Source organism: Pseudomonas sp. MT92 (assembly GCF_058792515.1).
Genome location: NZ_JBXAFA010000003.1, coordinates 359,398 through 382,845 on the forward strand (window position 1 = coordinate 359,398; position 23,448 = coordinate 382,845).

Below are 23,448 nucleotides of genomic sequence, written 5' to 3' on the forward strand. Positions count from 1 at the left end.
GGATCGCGTTTACTTCGCCATGATCGATGTAAACAAATCTGACTCGATAAACCGCTGCAACCAGGCCTGTAACCGCCGATAAGGCGTCTGCGCGAACCACTCGCGATCGACATGGGCGAATTGCCGTACGAACGGCATCAGCGCCACGTCGGCGAGGCTGGGGTGGTCGGCCAGCAGATAGTCGCGACTGGCGAGCATCTCCTCGAGCTTGCGCAAGAACACCTCACCCTCGGCGCGGTAAAACTCCATCGCGTGCTCGGGGTAACGTTCGGCGTATTTGTAGCGATTGAGCTGCACCTTGAACGACTGGTCGTTTGCCTCGATCAGCGCGGCAATCGTCAGCTGTCCCTGCGGATCATCCTTGAGCAACCAATCCTGCGGATCGTTCTGCGCCAACGCCCAGCGCATGATCTCGAGGCTTTCATCGATGACCCGGCCGTCCACGTCCAGCACCGGCACCGTGCCTTTGCTCGACAGCGCGAGCATTTCGGCGGGTTTGGCCTTCAGACTGACTTCGACAATGCTGAATTCAACCCTTGAGTAGCGCAGGGCCATGCGCGCTCGCATGGCGTAGGGGCAGCGGCGAAAGGAATAGAGCGTGGTCATTTCACCTCCAGGGTGCTGAGGCCGTTGCCTTGGCGGCGGACCTGAATCTGCACCGGGATCCGTTCATGCATTTCCTGCACATGGGAAATGACCGCGACCTTGCGGCCCTGGGCCTGCAGGCCGTCGAGGGCGTCCATGGCCAGTTGCAGGGACTCCGGATCGAGGCTGCCGAAGCCTTCGTCGATGAACAGCGATTCGATTTTCAGCGTGCTCGACGCCATCGATGCCAGGCCCAATGCCAGCGCCAGCGACACCAGGAAGGTCTCGCCACCCGACAACGAATGCACCGAACGCAGTTCGTCGCCCATTTCGGTATCCATCACCAGCAACCCCAGCATGCTGCCGCCGCGCTTGAGGCGATAGCGGCGCACCAGTTGGCGCAGTTGCACGTTGGCGTGATGGACCAGCAAGTCGAGGTTGTAGGCCTGGGCGATCTTGCGGAAGGTGTCGCCGGTGGCCGAGCCGATCAACGCATTCAAACGCGCCCAGCGCTGGAATTCGGCATAAGCATCGGCAATCTGTTGCGCCAGGGCCTGATTGGCGTTTTGCCGGCGCTGATCTTCTGCCTGCTCGGCACGCAATTCGGCGCAGCGCTGTTCGCTGACGCTGAACTGGTTTTGCAGTTCTGCCAGCGCTGTGGCGAGTTGCTCGGCGTCGAGGTTACCGTTGTGCTGCGCCTGATGAGCGAGCAGGCGCTGGTCGCGCTCTTGCAGCAGCACTTTGGCCTGTTCGATGGCCTTTTCGCTGTTCTGCAAACGCTGGCGAAGCTCGCTGACGTGCGTGTCATCGACCCGCAGCAGGTCTTCGAGACCGCCGTCATCCAGCTCGGGATGACGGCCGCGCCAGTCGGCGATTTTGTCGGTGAGATCGCGATCTTCGATGTCCAGCGCCAGCAGACGCTCTTGCTGCGCCTTGAGTTCGGCGGCGATCTGCACGCGGTGCGTACGGACGTTTTGCAGTTCCTGCGCCGTTGTTGTTTCGGCACTGCGTGCTTGCTCTATGGCGTTTTCCAGCCCTTGCTGAAACTGCTCGGCGCTGCTGTGCTCGCCCAGCAAGTGTGCAAGCTGGAGCTGGCAAGCCTGTTGCTGCTCGGCCAGCGCACTAAACTGCTGCTCGGCGGTTTGCAGTTGTTGCACACGGGTTTGCTGGCGATCCTGTTCTTTCTCAAGCGTCTGTTGACGCTGTTGCTGCTCGGCCAGCTCTTCTTTCTGCTGATCGAGTTGTGCGAGTCGTTCGGTGATCTGCCGATCCAGCTGCATGAACGTCGCAGCAGGTTCCATCCGTAGCGCTTCGAGGGTTTCGGCCGGCAACAGACTGCTGAACGCGGTGAGTTCCTCGTCGAGTCGTTGACGGTCACTGCTCAATTCGCGCTGCTGGTTGCTCAGGTGCTGGGCCGCTTGTTGATGCGCTGTTTCGGCTTGGCGCAATTGCTGGGTCATACGCGCGGCGTCTTGCTGCAAGGTGAGCAGGGCGCGCTGACGCTGTTCGTCCTGAGCGATGCTCTGGTTCAACTGATCGTTGTGGCGGGTCAGCCAGGCGTCTCGCTGTGGGGCGTCCTGATCCAGCAGTTGTGCGGCCAGAGGGTGGGCGCTGAGGCTCGGGGCCAAGGCTTGTTGCTGGGCGTTCAGTTGCTCCTGTTGTTGCAGCAATTCCTTTTGCTGGGCGATGACGCCCACCACCTCGGCGCGCAATTCGGTGAGCTTTTCCTTGAGCTGGTCGACGGCTTGTTGCGCGCTGGCCTGTTCGTTTTCGTCGTGGCGACCGAGGCTTTGCAACAGTGCTTCGGGCTGATGGTAAGGATGCTCTTGACTGCCGCAGACCGGGCACGGCTGGTCGTCCTGCAACTGCGCGCGCAACTCTTCGACACTGGCGCTGCGGGCCAGACGCTGGCGCTCCAGCAGTTCTCGGGTGACGTTGAAGGTTTGTTCGGCCACCGTCAGTTCGGCCTTGGTTTTTACCCCGTCCTGAGTCAGCCGGTCACGTTCCTGTTGCGCGGCGTGCTGGCGTTGTTGCAGTTCGGTGCCGCGCTTGTCCAGTTCCTGCTGGCTGGCCCACAGTCGCATCAGGTCTTCGACGGTGCGCAGCTGTTTACGGTTGTCCTGCAACAGGTTGCCGAGGATGCCGATCTGCTCGGCCACCGCGTCCGGCTCGGCACCGGCCTCTTTAAACAGCACTTCAAGTTGCTGCTTTTGTGATGCGAACGCCTCGGCGCTGCGGGTGGCGTTGAGTTCGAGGGTCGCGAGTTCGGCCTGGCCTTTGTTTAGACGGTTGCCGATCAGCATCAACTGTTGCAGGCGGTCTCTATAGGCATTCCAGGCATCGCCAAGCGATGCCAGATGGCTGCTGCGTTCCAGCTCGGTGGCGATGCGCTGCAAACGCTCGGCAACCTGGGTCTGCTTTTCCAGCAGGCTTTGAATGGCGCTTTGGCCCTGGAGGCAGGCCTGTTCTGCCGTGTGCTTCGCGTCGGCGCTGAGGGCGGCTTCCTTGGCCAGGCGGGCGAGGGTGCTTTGCTCTTCGAAGGCCTGACGCAGTCGTGGAGCACTTTCGGATTGCCGTTGTTGGGCTTCGCTCAGGGCGGTTTGCGTGGCCGTGAGATGGTGCTCCAGCACCGTCTGACGCTCAGTCAGCTCGTGTTGTTGCCGGGTATGGGCAGCGATCTGCGCGGCCAGTGGCGTTAACAGCGCATCGAGTTCGGTTTTGCGGGCGAACTGGTGCCGCTGCGGAGCGAGATGTTCCAGCCGGGTCAGCTTCAGGCGCTCGTCGGCCAGACCTTCCCACTGCTGTTGGGCGCTGTGCAGTTGCTCGGTCGCTGCGTGCTGCGCGTCCTGCAACTGACGAAGATCCTTGAGCCAGGTGTGTTGCTGCTCAAGCTGCTTGAGTTGCGCCTGCTGCAACTTCAGCTGTTGCTGCGCTTCGTTGAAGCGTTCATCCAGCTCCGCACGGGCTTCGGGCGACAACGGGGTGACACCGCTGGCCTGGTCCTGCAGCAGTTTGTGCGCTTCGCGGGCCTCCTTGGTCTTGTCGAAGGCCCGACGGCCGAGGCGGGTGTAGAGCGCGGTGTCGGTGAGTTTTTCCAGCAGTTCGCTGCGGTCGTTGTCATCGGCCTTGAGAAAGGCGCTGAACTCGCTTTGGGCCAGCAGCACGGCGCGGGTGAACTGTTCGAAATTCAGGCCCAGGGCGGCTTCGAGTTGGGTCTTGTATTCGCCTTTCTGGCTGGCCAGCAATTGATCCTGATCGATGTCACGCAGGCTCTGGCGACTGGCTTGCAACTTGCCACTGGCCTTTTCCCGGGCGCGGTTGGCTTCCCAGCGTGCGCGATAGCGGCGGCCGTCGACGCCGACGAAATCCACTTCGGCATAGCCCTCACCGGTGCCGCGACGCAGCAGGGTACGCGGGTCACCGGTGCCGATTTCGCCATCGGCGTCCGGCACCTTGGCGTCGCGGCCGGTGTTGTTCAGGCGTGGAACCGCGCCGAACAGCGCCAGGCACAGGGCATCGAGCAACGTGCTTTTACCGGCGCCGGTCGGGCCGGTGATGGCGAACAGGCCGGCACTGGCCAAGGGTTCGGCGGTGAAGTCGATTTCAAACGGCCCCGCCAGGGAGGCGAGGTTTTTCAGGCGGATCGCGAGGATCTTCATGGCTGTTCGCTCTCCATTTGCACGTCTTGCAGCAGCTCGGCAAAGTCCTTGAGGGTTTGTTCGTCGACTTCGCTGCCGTAGTTGTCCTGCCAGGCACGGCTGAACAGTTCCTGAGGCGTGAGCTGGTCCAGTTCGATCAACGCCGCACCGTCCTCGGCGCCTTCACGATTGCCATTGCCGGCGTATTCGGCGGCGATGCGCACCAGGCGCACAGCCTTGCCTTGCAGGGCGCTTTCCACCTGATGGCGCAAGTCCGGTTGCGGTTCGTCAAGGCGCACGCGGACTTCCAGCCAGGGTTGACGCTGCACGTCGGCGAGCAGGTCGATGTTCGGCAGGTCGGCCAATTGCAACAGGATCTCTGCCAGCGGCGCCGGGCCGAGGCGCTGCAGGTTCACCGCGCGGGGGATGAGCTTGGGTTCGACGCTGACCAGGGTTTCGCCGTCGAGGGTGATGTCGAGAATCTGGTGCTGGTAGCCGATTTCGGAGAACGACAACGGAATCGGCGAGCCGCTGTAGCGAATGCGCTCCTCGCCGTTGACCTTCTGCGGCTTGTGCAAGTGACCGAGGGCCACGTAGCTGATGCTCGGCCCGAACAGGCTGGCGGGCAGGGCTTCGGCGTTTCCGATGATCAGGCTGCGCTCGGAGTCTTCCGACACCGAACCTCCGGCCATGTGCGCGTGGCTGATGGCGACCAGCGCCTGACCCGGCTGGCGTTTGGCGTTGGCCGCTTCGATCAGCCATTCATGGACCTGGCCAATGCCGCGCAGGTAGTTGTCGCCCAAATGCGCGCCAGTCACTTCCGCCGGGCGCAGGAACGGTAGCGCCAGGCACCAGCCGGCGATTTCACCGCTGGCGTCCGGCAATGGCAACAGCAGGCGTTCGGCGTCCAGTTGCCCGTCATCCAGCCACAGCACGCGGCCCAAGGCATGGGTGCGCAAGCGACGCATCAACGGCGCCGGCAGTTCGATGCGTGAGCCGGAGTCGTGGTTGCCGGCAATCATCACGATGGTCAGCAACGGCTGCTGCTCGTGGGCGCTGACGATGAAGTCGTAGAGGCGTTCCTGGGCTTTGACCGGCGGATTGACCGTGTCGAAGATATCACCGGCGATCAGCAGCACATCGGGCTGATCCAGCTTGAGCTGACGCAGCAGCCAGTCGAGAAAACAACCGTGCTCGAAATCGCGATCCTGGCCGTGCAGGTTCTGCCCGAGGTGCCAGTCGGAGGTGTGGAACAGACGCAAGGGCAACTCCGCTAGATAAAAGGTGATGGCCGCAGGGACAAAGGACAGCGGCGAAAGGGGGAGAGTTTACTGGCAAAAAAGCACGAGCTCCCTCGCCACAAAAGCCTCCTGCCATAAAGACAGGTGTTTATTTGGGATAAAGCGGCGGCAAACCACTGTCACCCACCGGATCCTGGACCCTTTCGGCCATCGGGATGGTGCGGATCGCCCGCCACAGTTCCTCGCCTTGCCAGTGTTGGCCGGTTTCGCTGTAGAGCGCGCCGTTGAGGCCGTCGAGGGCGTCGGACAGGGGGACGAAGCGGGCGGCCATGTCGGCCAGGGTTTCCGGTTGTTGCCGGGCCCAGGCGTCGAGGGCCTGGCGCGTGGCGTGGGGGTCGTTGGCCTGGCAGGCGCGCTTGAGGTCGTCCAGTACGGTGCGCGGGCTCGGGCCGGTTTGTGCGGCTCGCGCGATCGCCGGTTGCCAGCGTGCGCGCCACCACAGGCCGAAGCCCAGCAAAGTGGTGCAAGCGAGGATCAGGGTGCTGAGTTTCCAGCGCCACAGGGTCTCGCTGTCGACCGTGGCGTTGGCCGGAGAATTGCCGGCCGGCGTGTCGACCATCAGGCTCGGATTGACCGAGACCTGCAGGGTTCTGGCAGGCAGGCTGCTGTGTTCCAGATGGTCTTCAAACGTGTTCCACCAGACCACTTCGACCGATGGCAACTCGATCGAGCCGCTACGGGATGGCACCAGCGCCTCACGGTCTTCGCGACTGCCGACCAGGCCGCGGTCACTGTTCTGGTTGCCGAGCACCGGTTGATCCGGATAACGACGCAGACCACTGGCTTCGGTGCCGGGCAATGGCGGCAGCTGTGCGCTGCCAAGGCCTTCGGCCTTGACGATCAGGCTGCGGGTCAGCGAGTCACCGACCTGTACATGATCGGGCTCCGGATTCCAGTTCTCGCTCAAGGTCAGGCTGCGTGCCGGCAGCCAAGGCAGGTCGGCGGGGTAGGTGATGGGCTTGGCTTTGACCGTGAGCAGCAGTTCACTGGAGCTGACGCGCATCAGTTTGCCGGATTTCGGCGACTGCGGCGTGGCGTCCGGGGCGGGTTGTGCATCCACCAGGGCGGCATTGAAGATCTGCGCCGGGATGATCAATTCGCCACTGTGCTGCGGGTAGATCGCATAGCGCATTTCGATCACGCCGTGGCGCACGCCGTTGATGTCTTTCTCGTAGGTGCGCGACTCGCCGAGCTGCTCGATGCGTGCATCGGGAATCTGCAACGGTGGCAGGCTGCTGTCGTCGTACAGCGACACCGAGTGGTAGATGCGCAACGTCAGGATCGCCTGAGCCTGCACGTACACGCTGCTCTGATCGAGGCTGGCGTCGATGAAGACCGGGGCCTGTTTGTTCGGGTTGTCCTGGGTTTCGCTTTCCACCACTTGTACGGTGATCGGCTGGCTCTCGACCTCACCCAGTTTCAGCGGCGGAATCACCACGCTGCCCGTTTGTTTCGGCAGCAGCGTGACGATCCAGCGGGTCGTGGCGCGGTTGTCGCCACTGAGGGTGTTCAACTGGTTGACCTGGCGTGTGCCGCGCACGTCGAACAGCGGCTCCAGCGGCGCCAGGTCCGGCTTGCCGAACTGCGTGACGTCGGAGGACTCCAGGGTCAGTTCGATCGTCTCTCCGGAGCTCAGGCGCGTGCGATCGACGCTGGCGACCAGTTCGGCTGCCTGGGCCTGAACGGTGCAGATCAGCAAGGCCGGCATCGAGGCGAGCATGTAGGCGGTGAAGCGGGTCATCGAGTTTTTCCCTGATCCTGATGTTGTTGCTGTTCGTACCAGAATTTGCGTCTGAGCAGTTCGCCGGGGTCATCCGGGATCTGCCGCAGCCATTGCTCCAGCGCCTGCTGTTGTTCGCCTTCGATGCTGTCGTTGGCCGGACGCATGGGTGGCGTGGTGTGCTGTTCATCCCCCAGTTCGCTGCCCGGTACTTCATTGCTGCCGGGGCGGGCCGGGCGGGCGGGCTGTTGTTCGGTGGTGGATTGGGCGTCCTCGCCCTCGGTTTTCGGTTCGCCCGTGCTCGACGGTTGTGCCGCAGCGCTGGACGGAGATTCCTGGGGCGGCGTCTGTGGCTCTTCACTGGAGGCCTTGTCCGGCTCGGCGGCAGGCGGGGTCTGCTTCTGCTTGAGCAGGTTTTCCACCAGCGCCTTGTTGGTCAGGGCCGGGCGCAAGTCCGGTTGGCGTTCCAGTGCCTGGTCGTAAGCATCCAGCGCCGCTTCCAGTTCACCACTCTTGGCCAGGGCATTGCCACGATTGTAGTGGGCATGGGCGTCATTGCCCTCGGCGAACCGCTGGGCGGCGCCGGTGTAGTCGCCAGCCTCGTAAAGGGCCACGCCTTGCCATTGGTGATCTTCGAAATGCTGTGCCGCTTCTGCCGGGCGTTTCTGCATGAGCAAGTGTTGACCCTGTTGGTCGGGGCGCAGCCACAGGTCCTGGAAGTCGAAGGCATAGCTCGGTTGTGGCAGCGCCAGCAACAGCGGCAGGCAGAACAGCCAGCCACGCCGGCCGGCGCAGGCCGCCAGCAGCAACAAGGGCAGCAGCAACCAGTAACCCTGATCGGCCCAGGTGTCCAGGCGCAGGGTCTGGCCGTCGTTGCGCAGGTTTCGCGGGCCGTCGAGCAGGCCGAGCTCACGCAGATCGGCATCGTCCAGGCGCGCGTGGCGATAATGTCCATCCAGGTCACTGGCGAAGGCTTTGAGGCCGGCGTCGTCCAGACGCGGCACCAGAATCGCGCCCTGTTCGTCCTTGAGAAAACTGCCATCGTCCTGAGTGATCGGCGCCCCTTCGGCGGTGCCGATGCCGAGCATCAGAAACTGCGTTGACTTGCCGCTCAGCGCACGGCGAATCTCCAGGCGTTCCTGTTCCGTGAGGGACGAGCCGATCAACAGGATCCGCCCATCGCCGAGCGCGGCCTGTTGCAGCAACGTCAGCGCCTTGACCACCGCGAGGTCGGCGCGATGGCCGGCTTCGGGCATCAGCGACGGCTTGAGTGCATCGAGCAGATTGCGGCTGGTGGCCAAATCGTCCGACAGGGGCACCAGGGTATGGGCACTGCCGGCGTATACGACGATGGCCGTCTGCGCATCACAGCGATTTTGCAGCAGGTCGAAGAGCTTGCGCCGGGCCTGTTCCAGCCGGTTGGGCTGAACGTCGGTGGCGAGCATCTCGGGGGTCAACTCCAGCAGCACCACCAACGGGTCGGCGGGTTTCTGGCTCAGTTGCTCGACACGTTCCCAGCTCGGTCCCAACAGTGCGAATACGGTCAGTAGCCAGGCCACGCCGAGGGCGATCCATGGCAGTTTGCTGTCGCGTCCGTTACCGCCACTGAGCAATGCCGCATGGAAGGCCGGGGGCAGAATCATCTGCCAGCGCCCGGCACGTTTCTGCCGATGCCAGAGTTGCCAGAGCAGCCAGCCAAGCAGTGGCAGCAATAACAGCCACCAGGGGCGGAACCAGTAGGGCCAGAGTGCGCTCATCGACGCCTCCGCAGGCGCAGGCGCTTGAGCCGCTCTCGCCAGTCGGGCAGTTGCGTTTGCAAAAACAGATCCTTGGTAAACAGGCGGTGCAGCGGGTTATCCGGCCAGAGTTCGCGGGCCACCAACAGCATGCTCAACAACAGTGCCAGCGCCAAAGGCCACTGATACAGGGTCTCGGCCGGGCGGGCCTGGGTCGGTTGCTGTGCCACCGGCTCCAGTTGGTCAAGGGTGTCCTTGATCGCTTGCAGTTCCTTGCCGTCACGGGCCCGGAAGTACTGGCCGCCCGTGGTTTCGGCGATGGCTTTGAGGGAGGGTTCGTCCAGGTCCAGGCTCGGGTTGATCCCGAGGAATCCCAGGGTGCCACTTTGCTCCGGGTCGGCGCCGATGCCGATCGGGTAGATTTTCACCCCTTCCTTGGCCGCCAGACGCGCAGCGGTCAGCGGGTCGATCTGGCCGCCGTTGTTGGCGCCGTCTGTCACCAGTATCAATACGCGGCTTTGCGCCGGACGCTGGCGCAAGCGCTTGATGGCCAGACCAATGGCGTCGCCGATGGCGGTGTTCTTGCCGGCGATGCCGATGCGCGCTTCGTCGAGCCAGACACGCACGGTATGGCGGTCGAACGTCAGTGGCGCTTGCAGGTACGCCTGGCTGCCAAACAGGATCAAGCCGACCCGATCACCTTCGCGGCTTTCGAGGAAGTCGCCGAGCAGATGCTGGACCAGCGCAAGGCGGCTGACGTCATCGTCTTCCCATTGCATGTCGGGGAAGTCCATGGAGCCGGACACGTCCACCGCCACCAGCAGATCACGGCCGCTGGCGGCAATCGGCAGCGGCTCGCCCAGCCATTGCGGACGCGCGGCGGCGATCAGCAGCATCAACCACAGCAGCATGAACGGTGCCTGTTGGCGCCAGGCCGGCAGGTTCGCGCGAGCACGGCGGCGGGCCAGCCCTTCGAGGTCACTGAGGAAGCTGACCTTGAGCGCCGGCTCGCCGCTGTCGGCCACCGGCAACAGGATGCGCATCAGCCACGGCAGCGGCAGCAGGACGAAGATCCATGGCCAGGCGAACTCAAACATGTTTGCGAATCCAGATTTCGACGGCTTGGGTCAGGCCGGCGATGGCCTTGTCGTCGAGTTTGCATTCGGGCTTGTAGGCCCCTTCGACCAGCACCATCCAGCGGGTCAGGCCGGCCGCCGGGCAGCGGTTGTCCAGAAATGCCAGCCATTTGCGCCCGTTGAGGGTGTGGCTCTGGCTGTAGGGATAGTGGTTGCGGCACAGGCGCTTGAGCAGGCCGTTAAGCTGTTGCAGCCAGGCGCCTGCCGGTGCGCCGTCGTAGGGCTTGGGCATCAGCGCCAGTTCCGCCAGTGCGGCGAGACGCACCGGGTCCAGCGGCTGTTCGGCGCGCACGATCGGGCGTTTGTCGGGAATCAAGCGTCGCAGCTTCCACAGGCCGAAACCGATCAAAGGCAGCAGCAACAGCAGTGACCACCAGCCCGGCGCCGGTGGCCAGAACCCGATGGCCGGCGGGGTAATCAACGGTTGCAGTTGATCGAGACCGTTCATCGACCTTTCCCCGGTTTCTGTGGGTTCAGGTATTCGCGCAATTGTTCGACCATCTCGCTTTGGGTGCTCAACGGCATCAACAACACGCGCAGCTTTTGCGCGAGCAACTCCCAGCGGGCAATGCGCACTTCGGCCTGGGCACGGTAGGTCTGGCGCAGATCGAAGTTCAGCGTGTCGAGTTCGAGTTGTGCGCCACGTTCGGCAAAGCGCAACAGCCCGGCGGCGGGCAGGGCATGATCCAGCGGGTCGGACAGTGGCAGCAACAACAGGTCGCAATGGCGCGACAACAAACTCAACTGCTGTTCGGCGCTTTCGGACAGGGCCCGCTCGTCGCAGATCACGATCACCAGGCTGCCCGGGCGCAACACTTCCCGGGCACGGCGCAAGGCAATGCCGAAGGCATCGCGGGACGGCTCGCTTTCGGTGTTCAGGGACTGGTTGACGCGCACCAGTCGGTTGAGCAATTGCAGCAGGCTCTGCTTGCTGCGCCGGGGTTTGATTTCGTAATGCTCGTTGTCGCCGAACACCAGCCCGCCGACCCGATCGTTATGACCCAGCGCCGCCCAACCGATCAGGCTTGCAGCCTGGGCGGCGAGCACCGACTTGAACATCAGCCCGGAGCCGAAAAACAGGCGGCGGCTTTGCTCGACCATGATGAAGATCGGCCGCTCGCGCTCTTCATGGAACAGCTTGGTGTGCGGCTCTTGAGTTCGCGCGGTGACGCGCCAGTCGATGGTGCGCACGTCGTCACCGGCCTGGTAGACCCGCACCTGATCGAAATCCACGCCACGTCCGCGCAGTTTGGAGTGGTGCAGGCCGATCAGCGGGCTGCGCTGGCTGGGCGTGGAGAACAATTGCACTTCACGTACGCGATGGCGCATCTCGATCAGCTCGGCGAGCGTGATGCGGATACCCGGTTGGGACGGCAGGGGGACGTTCATCGGGGTCAAGCGACGGCTACGACGTCGAGAATCCGCTGGACCACCCGATCCTGGTCGATCCCTGCGGCTTCGGCTTCAAAGGACAGAATGATGCGGTGGCGCAGCACATCGAACAGCACGGCCTGGATGTCTTCCGGGCTGACGAAGTCGCGCCCGGCCAGCCAGGCGTGGGCGCGGGCGCAACGGTCGAGGGCAATCGAACCGCGAGGACTGGCGCCGTACGCAATCCATTCGGCCATCTCCGGGTCGAATTTGGCCGGTGTCCGCGTGGCCATGACCAGTTGCACCAGGTATTCCTCCACGGCATCGGCCATGTATAAGCCGAGGATTTCCTTGCGCGCGGCAAAGATGGCCTGCTGGCTGACCCTGCGTTCGGGCTTGGTCTCGCCGTTCAGCGCTTCGCCGCGAGCCTGCTGCAGGATCCGCCGCTCGACGGCGGCATCGGGGAAGCCGATTTTCACGTGCATCAGGAAACGGTCGAGCTGGGCTTCGGGCAGCGGGTAGGTGCCTTCCTGCTCGATGGGGTTTTGCGTGGCCATCACCAGAAACAGCGGCGACAGCTCATAAGTGCTGCGCCCGACACTGACCTGACGCTCGGCCATGGCTTCGAGCAAGGCCGACTGAACCTTGGCCGGGGCCCGGTTGATTTCGTCCGCCAGCACCAGGTTGTGGAAGATCGGACCTTGCTGGAAGACGAAGCTGCCGGTTTCGGGGCGATAGATCTCTGTGCCGGTGATGTCGGCGGGCAACAGGTCGGGAGTGAACTGAATGCGATGAAACTGTGCTTCGATGCCTTCAGCCAGTTCTTTGATGGCCTTGGTCTTGGCCAGGCCAGGGGCGCCCTCGACCAGCATGTGGCCGTCGGCAAGCAGGGCGATGAGCAAGCGCTCGATGAGTTTTTCCTGGCCGAGAATCTGCGTTGAAAGAAAGGTTCGCAGCGCGAGCAGCGCTTCACGATGTTCCATCGATGACTGTTCCTGGAAAGGGTGACCGAAGACGTTCGAATAACGCCAGGGCTGGGGGCGTTACTTTAATCCATCGCGGGGGGCGGCGACTAACGGCATTTTGCGCAAAGTGGGGGAAATGATTGGCGAGGCGCCGTAACCTTGACAGGCAGGGAGGCAGGTTGGGGCTTCACGACGCTATCGCGGGCAAGCCCGTTCCCACAGTTATCTGCGGTGTGCTCACTATCTGTGCTGCACATCCAGACCTTGTGGGAGCGGGCTTGCCCGCGATGAAGCCTGCTCAGGCACCGTCAAATGTTGCGGATGTAAGTCCCGGTCCCCTTGAGAATGTTCTGCAAGGTTTCCTCGACTTCCGCCAGATCACTCGCATCGGTGCTGTGAGTGATCTCCAGCACATCATCCCCATTCAACGCATCGGCATCCGTTGCAGCAATTTCGATCTTCAGCAGGGTAGGGCTCAGGGTGACTTTCACCCCATCGAGGGTCGACGGCTCGCCATCGAGCGTGATTTCCAGCTCGTCCTCGTCCGGGTAGCGACTCATCAGGAACATTTCGCCCTTCTCGCTGTGGCAGCAGAGCATGGCCATGTTGTCTTCTTCTTCATCGCACGGGTTGACGATCAAGAGGGGGGTGGTCATTTGCATGGGGGATTCCTGGCTCGGCGAGCGTTGTGAAGGCGAACAAAGGGCGATTCTGCCAGTCCTCGCCTGTTTATGCTCGTTCAGTGTCCGCGAGTGAGTCGTGAACGACCAAAGTGTTGCTGGTCATTTCTGGTACGGATGTGCCGTCAATCCGGGCATAAAACGCCCAAAACTCCATATGGCTGCTAGTGTTGTTCGATGGCGTCGCCACCAAGCAGCGTACCGTTGACCGAATATGTCGCAGCACCGCAAGCACGGGCCTTGCCGCACTCGTTAAGCTGCGCAACGGATGAGCACCTGTAAAGGCATTGAGCTGCACGCAGCCCAGTCGTTTTTGCAGATGCCCATCCATGGAAGGTGAATGTGACCTGAGTGTCTCGTCCAGCTTCACCCACCTGTCGTCCTGTTTCCTCTGCCCGAGAATCAGGAACAGGGTGACGGGTTGCCCCGAACAGGGGTTTTGCACGCGACGCTTCCATCAATAACAAGCCCAAGCGGAGTACCACAGATGGCGTTCTTCACCGCAGCCAGCAAAGCCGACTTCCAGCACCAACTGCAAGCGGCACTGGCGCAGCACATCAGTGAACAGGCACTGCCACAAGTGGCGCTGTTTGCTGAACAATTCTTCGGCATCATTTCCCTGGATGAACTGACCCAGCGTCGGTTGTCCGACCTCGCTGGCTGTACCCTTTCTGCGTGGCGCCTGCTTGAGCGCTTCGATCACGCGCAACCGCAAGTGCGCGTCTACAACCCCGATTACGAGCGTCATGGCTGGCAGTCGACCCACACCGCGGTCGAAGTGCTGCACCATGACCTGCCGTTCCTGGTGGACTCGGTGCGTACCGAGCTGAACCGTCGCGGCTACAGCATCCATACCCTGCAAACCACCGTGCTGAGCGTGCGTCGCGGCAGCAAGGGCGAGTTGCTGGAAATCCTGCCGAAAGGCACCCAGGGCGACGGCATCCTGCAAGAGTCGTTGATGTACCTGGAAATCGACCGTTGCGCCAACACCGCCGAATTGAACGTACTGGCCAAAGAGCTGGAGCAAGTGCTCGGTGAAGTACGCGTCGCGGTGGCCGACTTCGAACCGATGAAAGCCAAGGTCCAGGAAATCCTTACCGGCCTGGACAACAGCCAGTTCGCGGTCGATGCCGGCGAAAAGGCCGAGATCAAGAGCTTTCTGGAATGGCTGGTGGGCAATCACTTCACGTTCCTGGGCTATGAAGAGTTCGTGGTGCGCGATGAGGCCGATGGCGGTCACATCGTCTACGACCAGAATTCCTTCCTCGGCCTGACCAAATTGCTGCGTACCGGCCTGACCTACGATGACCTGCGCATCGAGGACTACGCGGTGAACTACCTGCGCGAACCGACCCTGTTGTCGTTCGCCAAGGCTGCGCACCCGAGCCGTGTACACCGCCCGGCTTACCCGGATTACGTGTCGATCCGTGAAATCGACGCCAACGGCAACGTCATCAAGGAATGCCGCTTCATGGGCCTGTACACCTCGTCGGTGTATGGCGAGAGCGTGCGGGTCATCCCTTACATCCGTCGCAAGGTCGAGGAAATCGAACGCCGCTCCGGCTTCCAGGCCAAGGCTCACCTGGGCAAGGAACTGGCGCAGGTGGTTGAAGTGCTGCCGCGCGACGATCTGTTCCAGACCCCGGTGGACGAGCTGTTCAGCACCGTGATGTCGATCGTGCAGATCCAGGAACGCAACAAGATTCGCGTGTTCCTGCGCAAAGACCCGTACGGCCGCTTCTGCTACTGCCTGGCCTACGTGCCGCGTGATATCTACTCCACCGAAGTGCGCCAGAAGATCCAGCAAGTGCTGATGGATCGCCTGAAAGCCTCCGATTGCGAGTTCTGGACCTTCTTCTCCGAATCCGTGCTGGCCCGCGTGCAACTGATCTTGCGCGTCGACCCGAAAAACCGCATCGACATCGACCCGCTGCTGCTGGAAAAAGAAGTGGTGCAGGCCTGCCGCAGCTGGCAGGACGACTACGCCAGCCTGGTGGTCGAAAGCTTCGGCGAAGCCCATGGCACCAACGTGCTGGCTGATTTCCCGAAAGGTTTCCCGGCCGGTTACCGCGAGCGTTTCGCCGCCCATTCGGCTGTGGTCGACATGCAACACCTGCTGAGCCTGAGCGAAAAAAATCCGCTGGTGATGAGCTTCTATCAGCCGCTGGGCCAAGTCTCCGGCCAGCGTGAGCTGCATTGCAAGCTGTACCACGCCGATACCCCGCTGGCGCTGTCCGACGTGCTGCCGATCCTGGAAAACCTCGGTCTGCGCGTGCTGGGTGAGTTCCCGTATCGCCTGCGTCACACCAATGGCCGCGAGTTCTGGATTCACGACTTCGCGTTCACCGCCGCTGAAGGCCTGGAACTGGACATCCAGCAACTCAATGACACCTTGCAGGACGCGTTTGTCCACATCGTGCGCGGCGATGCCGAGAACGATGCGTTCAACCGTCTGGTGCTGACCGCCGGTCTGCCATGGCGTGACGTGGCGCTGCTGCGTGCCTACGCCCGTTACCTGAAGCAGATCCGCCTGGGCTTCGATCTGGGTTACATCGCCAGCACCCTGAACAACCACACTGACATCGCTCGCGAGCTGACCCGGTTGTTCAAGACCCGTTTCTACCTGGCGCGCAAGCTCACCAGCGATGACCTGGAAGACAAGCAGCAACGTCTGGAACAAGCGATCCTGAGCGCACTGGACGACGTCCAGGTGTTGAACGAAGACCGCATCCTGCGTCGCTACCTGGACCTGATCAAGGCGACCCTGCGCACCAACTTCTACCAGACCGACGCCAACGGTCATAACAAGTCCTACTTCAGCTTCAAGTTCAACCCGCACCTGATTCCAGAGCTGCCAAAGCCAGTACCGAAGTTCGAAATCTTCGTTTACTCGCCGCGCGTCGAAGGCGTGCACCTGCGCTTCGGCAACGTCGCTCGCGGTGGCCTGCGCTGGTCCGACCGTGAAGAAGACTTCCGTACCGAAGTCCTGGGCCTGGTAAAAGCCCAGCAAGTGAAGAACTCGGTCATCGTGCCCGTCGGCGCGAAGGGTGGCTTCCTGCCGCGTCGCCTGCCACTGGGCGGCAGCCGTGACGAGATCGCGGCCGAGGGTATCGCCTGCTACCGCATCTTCATTTCGGGCCTGTTGGACATCACCGACAACCTGAAAGACGGCGCTCTGGTGCCGCCGGCCAACGTCGTGCGTCATGACGACGATGACCCGTACCTGGTCGTGGCGGCGGACAAGGGCACTGCAACCTTCTCCGATATCGCCAACGGCATCGCCATCGACTACGGCTTCTGGCTGGGCGACGCGTTTGCGTCCGGTGGTTCGGCCGGTTACGACCACAAGAAAATGGGCATCACCGCCAAGGGCGCGTGGGTCGGCGTACAACGCCACTTCCGCGAGCGCGGCATCAACGTCCAGAAAGACAGCATCACCGTGGTCGGTGTCGGCGACATGGCCGGTGACGTGTTCGGTAACGGCTTGTTGATGTCCGACAAGCTGCAACTGGTCGCTGCGTTCAACCACCTGCACATCTTCATCGACCCGAATCCGAATCCGGCCACCAGCTTCGCCGAGCGTCAGCGCCTGTTCGACCTGCCGCGTTCGGCCTGGTCGGATTACGACACCAGCCTCATGTCCGAAGGCGGCGGGATCTTCTCGCGCAGCGCGAAAAGCATTGCGATTTCCCCGCAGATGCAGGAACGCTTCGACATCAAGGCTGACAAGCTGACCCCGACCGAACTGCTCAATGCCTTGCTCAAGGCGCCGGTGGACCTGTTGTGGAACGGCGGTATCGGTACGTACGTCAAAGCCAGCAGCGAAAGCCACGCCGATGTCGGCGACAAGGCCAACGATGCGCTGCGCGTGAACGGCAACGAACTGCGCTGCAAAGTGGTGGGCGAGGGCGGTAACCTGGGCATGACCCAACTGGGTCGTGTGGAGTTCGGCCTCAATGGCGGCGGCTCCAACACCGACTTCATCGACAACGCCGGTGGCGTGGACTGCTCCGACCACGAAGTGAACATCAAGATCCTGCTGAACGAAGTGGTTCAGGCCGGCGACATGACCGACAAGCAACGTAATCAGTTGCTGGCGAGCATGACCGACGAAGTCGGTGGTCTGGTGCTGGGCAACAACTACAAGCAGACCCAGGCCCTGTCCCTGGCGGCCCGTCGCGCCTTGCCGCGGATTGCCGAGTACAAGCGTCTGATGAACGATCTGGAAGGTCGCGGCAAACTCGATCGCGCCATCGAGTTCCTGCCGTCGGAAGACCAGCTAAACGAACGCATCGCGGCAGGCCATGGCTTGACCCGGGCCGAGCTGTCGGTACTGATTTCCTACAGCAAGATCGACCTCAAGGAGCAGCTGCTGGGCTCGCTGGTGCCGGACGATGACTACCTGACACGCGACATGGAAACCGCTTTCCCGCCGACCCTGGTGAGCAAGTTCTCCGACGCCATGCGCCGTCACCGCCTCAAGCGCGAAATCGTCAGCACCCAGATCGCCAACGATCTGGTCAACCACATGGGCATTACCTTCGTTCAACGACTCAAAGAGTCGACCGGCATGAGCCCGGCGAACGTGGCGGGCGCTTATGTGATCGTGCGCGATATTTTCCACCTCCCGCACTGGTTCCGTCAGATCGAAGCCCTGGACTACCAGGTCTCCGCCGACGTGCAACTGGAGCTGATGGACGAGCTGATGCGCCTGGGCCGTCGCGCCACGCGCTGGTTCCTGCGCGCCCGACGCAACGAGCAGAACGCTGCCCGTGACGTCGCACACTTCGGTCCGCACCTGAAGGAGTTGGGTCTCAAGCTGGACGAGTTGCTCAGTGGCGAGATCCGCGAAACCTGGCAAACCCGTTATCAGGCGTATGTCGAAGCCGGTGTGCCGGAGTTGCTGGCGCGTATGGTGGCGGGTACTTCGCACCTGTACACCCTGCTGCCGATCATCGAGGCTTCCGACGTGACTGGCCAGGATCCGGCCGAGGTGGCCAAGGCCTACTTCGCCGTGGGCAGTGCGCTGGACATCACCTGGTACCTGCAACAGATCAGCGCTCTGCCGGTTGAAAACAACTGGCAGGCGCTGGCCCGCGAAGCGTTCCGCGATGACGTCGACTGGCAGCAACGTGCGATCACCATCTCGGTCCTGCAGCAGGGTGACGGCACCCTGGACGTGGAAACACGTCTGGAGCTGTGGATGCAGCAGAACGAGGGCATGATCGAGCGCTGGCGCGCCATGCTGGTGGAAATCCGTGCCGCCAGCGGCACTGACTACGCCATGTACGCGGTGGCCAACCGCGAACTGCTGGACCTGGCATTGAGCGGTCAAGCGGCAGTTCCTGCCGCTGCGGTCGCCGAGCTGGAACCGGCGGCCTGATCAGGCGTTGAATGAAAAAGCCCCGCATCGAAAGATGCGGGGCTTTTTTATTTGAGGGCGGACAACACGTCGGCCCAGGGATCGATCACTCAGGTGTAGGGGGTAGAGCGTTCGGGTGTAGCGACGTGCCTTTCCAGAATATCCAGCTCGAACGTGGCGATGTCTCCGGATTTATCGGTGAAACAAGTGCTGTACGCCGGGTCGCGCCAGATTTCCTTTTTGATGATGCCGGCGTTACGCGCTTTCAAGTGAAGGGCCGCTTGGGAGCTGTTCAAATCATCCAGAGTGATGATTTGATGATTGCCGCTCAGTAAATTGAAGGAGGTGGTATCACCGCCGGCGGCCGGATAGGCACCCAGTACGCCTTGCCCGTCCTTGCTGAAATATTTCTGATAGTAGGCTTCGCTCACAATCTGGATGTTGTAGTAGTCGTCATAGCACTTGAAGTGGACGACCATGGTCTTCATTTTTCTTCGGCCTACAGGGAGCATTGTTTGGGTGGCTGGATCGTAGGCTTCAAATGTCGACACTATATTTGGAGGTAGTGGAGAACTGCGTCCGTTGAATTGGAAATGCCCCGGGCTCAACAACTCGTCAAAAAATGTCATGTTGATTCCAGCGCAAGTGATGCGGGCGATGAAGGATCTTTCCTGGTCTTTAGTCATGTAGACGTCCTTGTCCGAAAAAATGGTTATTGGCGCTGTTGCGCGGAACTGAAGGTATCGCTATTTAAAAGTCGTGGCATTGATTAATTGTGAGCAAACCCTTCCTGTCCAAATCGGGGCTTGCTCACATTGATTGTCGCAGTCTCAATACAGTTGTTGCTCTTTGGTTTTGTCGATCATCGAAACGTTACTTGTCGGCTTGGTCAATAAATTTCTGAGTGACTGGTCAAACTTCTGCAGTGCTCTTACTTGCACGTTTTGCTGTTCGTTAATATCCGCGACGATTTCTTCACTGCGCTTGTAGTCCGCCCACACTGGACTCATCGCCTTGGCGTCATGCCCTTGCGCCGTACCGATGTAACCCAGGTTTTTGTCGTAGAAGTCCACGCTGACCTTCGCCTCGATGTCCGAGCTGCGCGATGTCATCAACTGGCTGCGGCTGTCGACGATGCCGACCACGTCCGGTTTGGCCGCCTTCAGGCTTTGCATGTCCGGGTACACCGTGACCGAGCCGAACTGGCGTTGCAACGAGGCCTTGATCCAATCCACGGCCAGGTCGGGTTGGGAGGTGGCTACGTAGGCATCGTGAATCGGCTGCACCAGCAGGCTCTGGCCGAAACCGGTACCGGCGTTGGCCTGGTAATCCTGCAGGTAGGCGCGGTTGGCCTGGGTGTTGCGGCTGTAGACGATGCCCAGCGAAACATTGTGGGCGTTGGGAATGCTCGTGGCATTGCTGCGTCCGACCGGCTGGGTGAACATGCCGTCCAGAGAAGAAACCGCCGAAGGAGCGGTGGGTATGGAGCAGCCGGCTATTAGGACGGTCATTGTCAAGGTACTGACAAGCGCGAGTTTCATGGTGTTTCTCCAGTGAAACAACATCAGTCGGAAAGTTAAATAGCCGGTTTTAAGCGGCCGTCATTCCAGACTAAACCGCTTGACTCCCATGCAGTAGTCAATATCCGTAGTTATCCGCCGGGCAATAGTTTTGTTTGATTTAAAACTTTTCGGTTAATTGCCGGCAGATATAAAAAAGCCCAAATCAATGATTCGGGCTTTTTTGTTTATGGCTGTACGTTCAGCCATCAGTTTTCCAACGGGATCAGCACTTTCTCGTCCGGTGAGAGCACCATGAACACCAATAGCTTTGCAGGCTTCGTTTTGCTGGCGTTTTTCGACACCAGGTGCTCGGAACCGGCTGGTTCGTACCAATACTCACCGGCCTTATAGGTCCGTTCTTTTTCGCCCTTCACCTGAGAAGTGACGGCCCCGGATAACACGTAGGCCATGGCAGTGCCCTCATGTTTGTGTGCAATGGAGGATTGCCCTGGCTTGTAGTCGACTTCGATCATCATGGCTTTTTTGCCAGGCGCGTTTTGCAGCATTTGATCTTGCAACACCGTGACCTTTTCCGAAGGACCACCGGCTTCATGGGCGAACGCCGAGGCGGAAACGACCAGCGCCAGGGCAACAAAAGGGGCAGTACAGAAGCGCAAAACGTTCATGGTTCATTACCTGCAATGGGTGAGTTGTCCGGGACCAATCTAGTCCGCCACCCATAACAAAAAAACAGCCAATATTCGGGAAGTCCAGGGGACCAATGTCAGGTTTACAGGCAAAAAAAGATCGCAGCCTCCGGCACCTTCTACAGAGGTACCCATGCCCTGTAGAAACTGCCGAAGGCTGCGATCTTTAATCGCGTTCTTAACGAATCGGAAAGCTGTTGAAGTCGACGGCGTTGGCCAGTTGGCAATCGATCAGGTCGATGAATCCCTGCACTTGAGGGCTGTTGAAATGCGATTGCATGGCCGCTTCGGATTGCCAATGGGAGCTGACGGTCCAGCGATTACTGTCGTCGGGGCAACGGTCCACCATATAGGACTCACAGCCCGGTAGATCGCGCAGCGTCTCGACAATCTTTTGCAGTTGCTTACCCAGCTCGTCCGAGCGGCCGGAGACGGCTTTCACCTTGACGGTATTGATCATTTGGTTGGGCATTGCTCACACTCCTGAATCAGGCCGGACGAATCCTGCTCATTGAGAGATAACGCCTATGCAGGATAGGCCTGCACCCCCGGACCACCAATAGCCAATCGCCGGATAAAGTCGCAGACCAATCCGTCAGGCGACTTGCTGCAAGATGTCGCGCAGGCGATCCAGAGCGGTGTCGATGTCCAGCGTATCAATGGCGCCAAAACCGAGGAAAAGCCCGGCCAGCGGCGCTTGCTGGTAGAAAAAACTGTTGATGGGGTAGAGCCCGACTTCGACTTTTTTCGCCAGTTCGATCACCAGCGGTACATCGATCGGCACCTTGCACAACACCACCATGTGGAAACCGGCCGTGGTCGGCACCGCTTCCAGCCATGGCGAGAGGTCAGTGGCGATGCGCGCCAGTATCCGTTCCCGTCGACTGGCGTAGATGCTGTGACAACGGCGTATGTGCTTGAGCAGGCAGCCTTCGGCGATGAACTTGGCCAGCGCCCATTGCGGCAGGGTAGAGGTGTGAAGGTCAGTCAGTTGCTTGGCGCGTACCACCGCATCGAGAATCGCCGGCGGCAGAATCGCATAACCCAGCCGCAACTCCGGCAGCAGCGTTTTCGAGAAGGTCCCGACGTAGGCGACGATTCCGCGCTCATCCATGCTTTGCAGCGAGTCCGTGGGTCGGCCCTCGTAGCGGAATTCGCTGTCGTAGTCGTCCTCGATGATGATTGCGCCCAGCTCGTGGGCCTTTGCCAGCAACGCCACGCGCCGTTCCTGGCTCATGGGCATGCCCAGCGGGAACTGGTGCGACGGGGTCACATATATCAGCCGGGTGCCAAGGGGGATCTTGTCCACCTGAATGCCTTCCCCATCCACCGGTACGCCGATCACCGTGGCGCCGTGGGTGCCGAACAGCAGGCGCGCGGGCGGGTATCCGGGGTCCTCCATGGCGACGATGCTGCCCGGGCGGGTCAGCACCCGGGAAATCAGGTCCAGGGCCTGTTGGGCGCCGTTGCACACCACCACGTCTTCATCCTGGCAATTGACCCCGCGAGAAAACGCGATGTGCCGGGCGATGGCATTGCGCAGTGCTGGCAGGCCTTCCGGAAGGCTGTAGAAGCCTTTGGACGCGGAGATCTGCCGCAAGGCGTGGGAGGTGCAGCGCCGCCAGTCGTCTTGGGGAAACTGGCCCTTGCTGGTGGCGCCACCAATGAAGTCGTAGCGCAACGAGCCTTCGAGTGTCGGGTGGCGCAGAAACACCGGCAGGTTGCGCCAGGATTCGATGACCTCGAATCCGGCCAGTTCCGAGTGGCTCTGTTTACGCTCGACTTTCGACGCCCGGGCGTTGACGTAGGTGCCTTTGCCGATCACTCCGGTAAGGAAGTTTTCGTAGGTCAGTTGAGCGTAGGTGTCGGAAATGGTCTTGCGTGAAATGCCCAGTTGCTCGGCCAGCAGGCGACTGGGTGGCAGCTGCGTCCCCGCCGCCAGGCGCCCGGACTCGATGGCGCTGCGCAGTTGGTTGTACAGCTGACCTGCCAGGTCCTTGCGGCCATTGATGACAACATGCAGTTCCATACCGGCGAAGCTCCGGGGCAATTGAGGCGCGTGTGCGTCGCGCAAGATTACCCCCATCCGCCGGTGATGCAGAAGTTGCGTGGCGTAAAAACCGTCAATTGGTCTGGAGGCGGGTGGTCCACGGTTTTTTCGCCAAATTGGACCTGTAACGCAGGGGTAACAACGGATACCGTGAATTACACATTCTCGCTGCACGAGGCCTGTCATGAACCCCCGCCTGGATTACTACAGCGCGTCACCCAAGGCGATGAAAGCCATGATCGCGATGGAGGCCTTGACCAGCAGCTTGAGCATCGAACCGGCGCTGCTGCACCTGGTCAAGATCCGCGCTTCACAGCTCAATGGCTGTGCGTTCTGCACCGACATGCATTCGGTGGATGCCCGGCGTCTGGGCGAGACCGACCGGCGCCTTTACTCGATTGTGGTCTGGCGCGACAGCAACTTCTTCAACCCGCGCGAGCGTGCAGCCCTGGCCTGGACCGAGGCCGTGACCCTGCTTGCCGAAAGCCACGTGCCGGACGACGTCTACGAGCAGGCGCGGACGCAATTCAGTGAAGCTGAACTGGTCGACCTGACCATCGCCGTCACGACCATCAATAGCTGGAATCGCCTGGCGGTGAGTTTCCGGCAAAGCCCCAGTGCCTGATCGGGTTGTCATACGGCGTTCATGAAAGGTGCGCAGGATGAATCGCACGGATAGAAGGACAGGGAGTCAT

The 23,448-nt window shown here is 61.3% G+C and carries 17 protein-coding genes; 2 read left to right on the top strand and 15 right to left on the bottom strand.

Going from position 1 to position 23,448, the window contains the following annotated elements:
* Window positions 1–9: 9 nt before the first annotated feature.
* From AC1Q6D_RS07505 to AC1Q6D_RS07550, 10 genes are all read right to left on the bottom strand, one after another.
* A complete protein-coding gene (locus tag AC1Q6D_RS07505; protein WP_103405654.1) occupies window positions 10–606 on the bottom strand; it encodes a glutathione S-transferase in 597 nt (198 codons plus the stop codon).
* Window positions 603–4,244 (bottom strand): AAA family ATPase, encoded by a 3,642-nt coding sequence (locus AC1Q6D_RS07510; protein WP_103405655.1) that lies wholly within the window; start codon window positions 4,242–4,244, stop codon window positions 603–605. The genes AC1Q6D_RS07505 and AC1Q6D_RS07510 overlap by 4 nt, the downstream gene beginning before the upstream one ends.
* Window positions 4,241–5,485: an exonuclease SbcCD subunit D C-terminal domain-containing protein gene (locus AC1Q6D_RS07515; protein WP_103405656.1), complete on the bottom strand. Its 1,245-nt coding sequence runs from the start codon at window positions 5,483–5,485 to the stop codon at window positions 4,241–4,243. The genes AC1Q6D_RS07510 and AC1Q6D_RS07515 overlap by 4 nt, the downstream gene beginning before the upstream one ends.
* Before the next feature lie 127 nt (window positions 5,486–5,612).
* The gene (locus AC1Q6D_RS07520; RefSeq protein WP_103405657.1) at window positions 5,613–7,265 is read right to left on the bottom strand and encodes a BatD family protein; all 1,653 of its coding nucleotides are present in this window, start codon (window positions 7,263–7,265) and stop codon (window positions 5,613–5,615) included.
* Window positions 7,262–9,001 carry a tetratricopeptide repeat protein gene (locus tag AC1Q6D_RS07525; RefSeq protein ID WP_492618453.1) on the bottom strand — a complete coding sequence of 580 codons (1,740 nt, stop codon included), beginning with the start codon at window positions 8,999–9,001 and terminating at the stop codon, window positions 7,262–7,264. The genes AC1Q6D_RS07520 and AC1Q6D_RS07525 overlap by 4 nt, the downstream gene beginning before the upstream one ends.
* Window positions 8,998–10,077, bottom strand: coding sequence for a vWA domain-containing protein (locus tag AC1Q6D_RS07530; RefSeq protein WP_047528399.1), 1,080 nt, complete (start codon window positions 10,075–10,077; stop codon window positions 8,998–9,000). Before AC1Q6D_RS07530 ends, AC1Q6D_RS07525 begins: the two co-directional genes overlap by 4 nt.
* Window positions 10,070–10,564, bottom strand: coding sequence for a DUF4381 domain-containing protein (locus AC1Q6D_RS07535; protein ID WP_047528405.1), 495 nt, complete (start codon window positions 10,562–10,564; stop codon window positions 10,070–10,072). The genes AC1Q6D_RS07530 and AC1Q6D_RS07535 overlap by 8 nt, the downstream gene beginning before the upstream one ends.
* Complete coding sequence (locus AC1Q6D_RS07540; RefSeq protein ID WP_103406665.1) at window positions 10,561–11,505, bottom strand: DUF58 domain-containing protein; 945 nt, start codon at window positions 11,503–11,505, stop codon at window positions 10,561–10,563. Before AC1Q6D_RS07540 ends, AC1Q6D_RS07535 begins: the two co-directional genes overlap by 4 nt.
* A 5-nt stretch (window positions 11,506–11,510) precedes the next feature.
* On the bottom strand, window positions 11,511–12,470 hold the full coding sequence (locus AC1Q6D_RS07545) for an AAA family ATPase (protein ID WP_003218556.1): 960 nt from the start codon (window positions 12,468–12,470) through the stop codon (window positions 11,511–11,513).
* 290 nt (window positions 12,471–12,760) lie between these two features.
* Window positions 12,761–13,114 (bottom strand): hypothetical protein, encoded by a 354-nt coding sequence (locus AC1Q6D_RS07550; protein WP_103406664.1) that lies wholly within the window; start codon window positions 13,112–13,114, stop codon window positions 12,761–12,763.
* Between the two features lie 505 nt (window positions 13,115–13,619).
* Between AC1Q6D_RS07550 and AC1Q6D_RS07555 the strand changes: the two genes are divergently transcribed.
* Window positions 13,620–18,515: an NAD-glutamate dehydrogenase gene (locus AC1Q6D_RS07555; protein ID WP_103406663.1), complete on the top strand. Its 4,896-nt coding sequence runs from the start codon at window positions 13,620–13,622 to the stop codon at window positions 18,513–18,515.
* Between the two features lie 89 nt (window positions 18,516–18,604).
* Here AC1Q6D_RS07555 and AC1Q6D_RS07560 read toward each other — a convergent pair whose 3' ends face one another.
* From AC1Q6D_RS07560 to pdxR, 5 genes are all read right to left on the bottom strand, one after another.
* On the bottom strand, window positions 18,605–19,180 hold the full coding sequence (locus tag AC1Q6D_RS07560) for a hypothetical protein (RefSeq protein ID WP_146041541.1): 576 nt from the start codon (window positions 19,178–19,180) through the stop codon (window positions 18,605–18,607).
* A gap of 144 nt (window positions 19,181–19,324) precedes the next feature.
* A complete protein-coding gene (locus tag AC1Q6D_RS07565) occupies window positions 19,325–20,035 on the bottom strand; it encodes an ATPase (protein ID WP_103406661.1) in 711 nt (236 codons plus the stop codon).
* Between the two features lie 227 nt (window positions 20,036–20,262).
* The gene (locus AC1Q6D_RS07570) at window positions 20,263–20,682 is read right to left on the bottom strand and encodes a cupin domain-containing protein (RefSeq protein WP_047528432.1); all 420 of its coding nucleotides are present in this window, start codon (window positions 20,680–20,682) and stop codon (window positions 20,263–20,265) included.
* 199 nt (window positions 20,683–20,881) lie between these two features.
* Window positions 20,882–21,175: an antibiotic biosynthesis monooxygenase family protein gene (locus AC1Q6D_RS07575; RefSeq protein ID WP_103406660.1), complete on the bottom strand. Its 294-nt coding sequence runs from the start codon at window positions 21,173–21,175 to the stop codon at window positions 20,882–20,884.
* 123 nt (window positions 21,176–21,298) lie between these two features.
* The gene (gene pdxR / locus AC1Q6D_RS07580; protein ID WP_103406659.1) at window positions 21,299–22,732 is read right to left on the bottom strand and encodes a MocR-like pyridoxine biosynthesis transcription factor PdxR; all 1,434 of its coding nucleotides are present in this window, start codon (window positions 22,730–22,732) and stop codon (window positions 21,299–21,301) included.
* A gap of 205 nt (window positions 22,733–22,937) precedes the next feature.
* Here pdxR and AC1Q6D_RS07585 point away from each other — a divergent pair, with 205 nt between their 5' ends.
* The gene (locus AC1Q6D_RS07585; protein ID WP_103406658.1) at window positions 22,938–23,378 is read left to right on the top strand and encodes a carboxymuconolactone decarboxylase family protein; all 441 of its coding nucleotides are present in this window, start codon (window positions 22,938–22,940) and stop codon (window positions 23,376–23,378) included.
* Window positions 23,379–23,448 lie beyond the last annotated feature (70 nt).

Excerpts from the sequence above, each read along its gene's own strand:
- AC1Q6D_RS07505 (WP_103405654.1), bottom strand. The coding sequence starts at position 606 with ATGACCACGCTCTATTCCTTTCGCCGCTGCCCCTACGCCATGCGAGCG.
- AC1Q6D_RS07510 (WP_103405655.1), bottom strand. The coding sequence starts at position 4,244 with ATGAAGATCCTCGCGATCCGCCTGAAAAACCTCGCCTCCCTGGCGGGG.
- AC1Q6D_RS07520 (WP_103405657.1), bottom strand. The coding sequence starts at position 7,265 with ATGACCCGCTTCACCGCCTACATGCTCGCCTCGATGCCGGCCTTGCTG.
- AC1Q6D_RS07525 (WP_492618453.1), bottom strand. The coding sequence starts at position 9,001 with ATGAGCGCACTCTGGCCCTACTGGTTCCGCCCCTGGTGGCTGTTATTG.
- AC1Q6D_RS07530 (WP_047528399.1), bottom strand. The coding sequence starts at position 10,077 with ATGTTTGAGTTCGCCTGGCCATGGATCTTCGTCCTGCTGCCGCTGCCG.
- AC1Q6D_RS07535 (WP_047528405.1), bottom strand. The coding sequence starts at position 10,564 with ATGAACGGTCTCGATCAACTGCAACCGTTGATTACCCCGCCGGCCATC.
- AC1Q6D_RS07540 (WP_103406665.1), bottom strand. The coding sequence starts at position 11,505 with ATGAACGTCCCCCTGCCGTCCCAACCGGGTATCCGCATCACGCTCGCC.
- AC1Q6D_RS07545 (WP_003218556.1), bottom strand. The coding sequence starts at position 12,470 with ATGGAACATCGTGAAGCGCTGCTCGCGCTGCGAACCTTTCTTTCAACG.
- AC1Q6D_RS07550 (WP_103406664.1), bottom strand. The coding sequence starts at position 13,114 with ATGCAAATGACCACCCCCCTCTTGATCGTCAACCCGTGCGATGAAGAA.
- AC1Q6D_RS07555 (WP_103406663.1), top strand. The coding sequence starts at position 13,620 with ATGGCGTTCTTCACCGCAGCCAGCAAAGCCGACTTCCAGCACCAACTG.
- AC1Q6D_RS07560 (WP_146041541.1), bottom strand. The coding sequence starts at position 19,180 with ATGACTAAAGACCAGGAAAGATCCTTCATCGCCCGCATCACTTGCGCT.
- AC1Q6D_RS07565 (WP_103406661.1), bottom strand. The coding sequence starts at position 20,035 with ATGAAACTCGCGCTTGTCAGTACCTTGACAATGACCGTCCTAATAGCC.
- AC1Q6D_RS07570 (WP_047528432.1), bottom strand. The coding sequence starts at position 20,682 with ATGAACGTTTTGCGCTTCTGTACTGCCCCTTTTGTTGCCCTGGCGCTG.
- AC1Q6D_RS07575 (WP_103406660.1), bottom strand. The coding sequence starts at position 21,175 with ATGCCCAACCAAATGATCAATACCGTCAAGGTGAAAGCCGTCTCCGGC.
- pdxR (WP_103406659.1), bottom strand. The coding sequence starts at position 22,732 with ATGGAACTGCATGTTGTCATCAATGGCCGCAAGGACCTGGCAGGTCAG.
- AC1Q6D_RS07585 (WP_103406658.1), top strand. The coding sequence starts at position 22,938 with ATGAACCCCCGCCTGGATTACTACAGCGCGTCACCCAAGGCGATGAAA.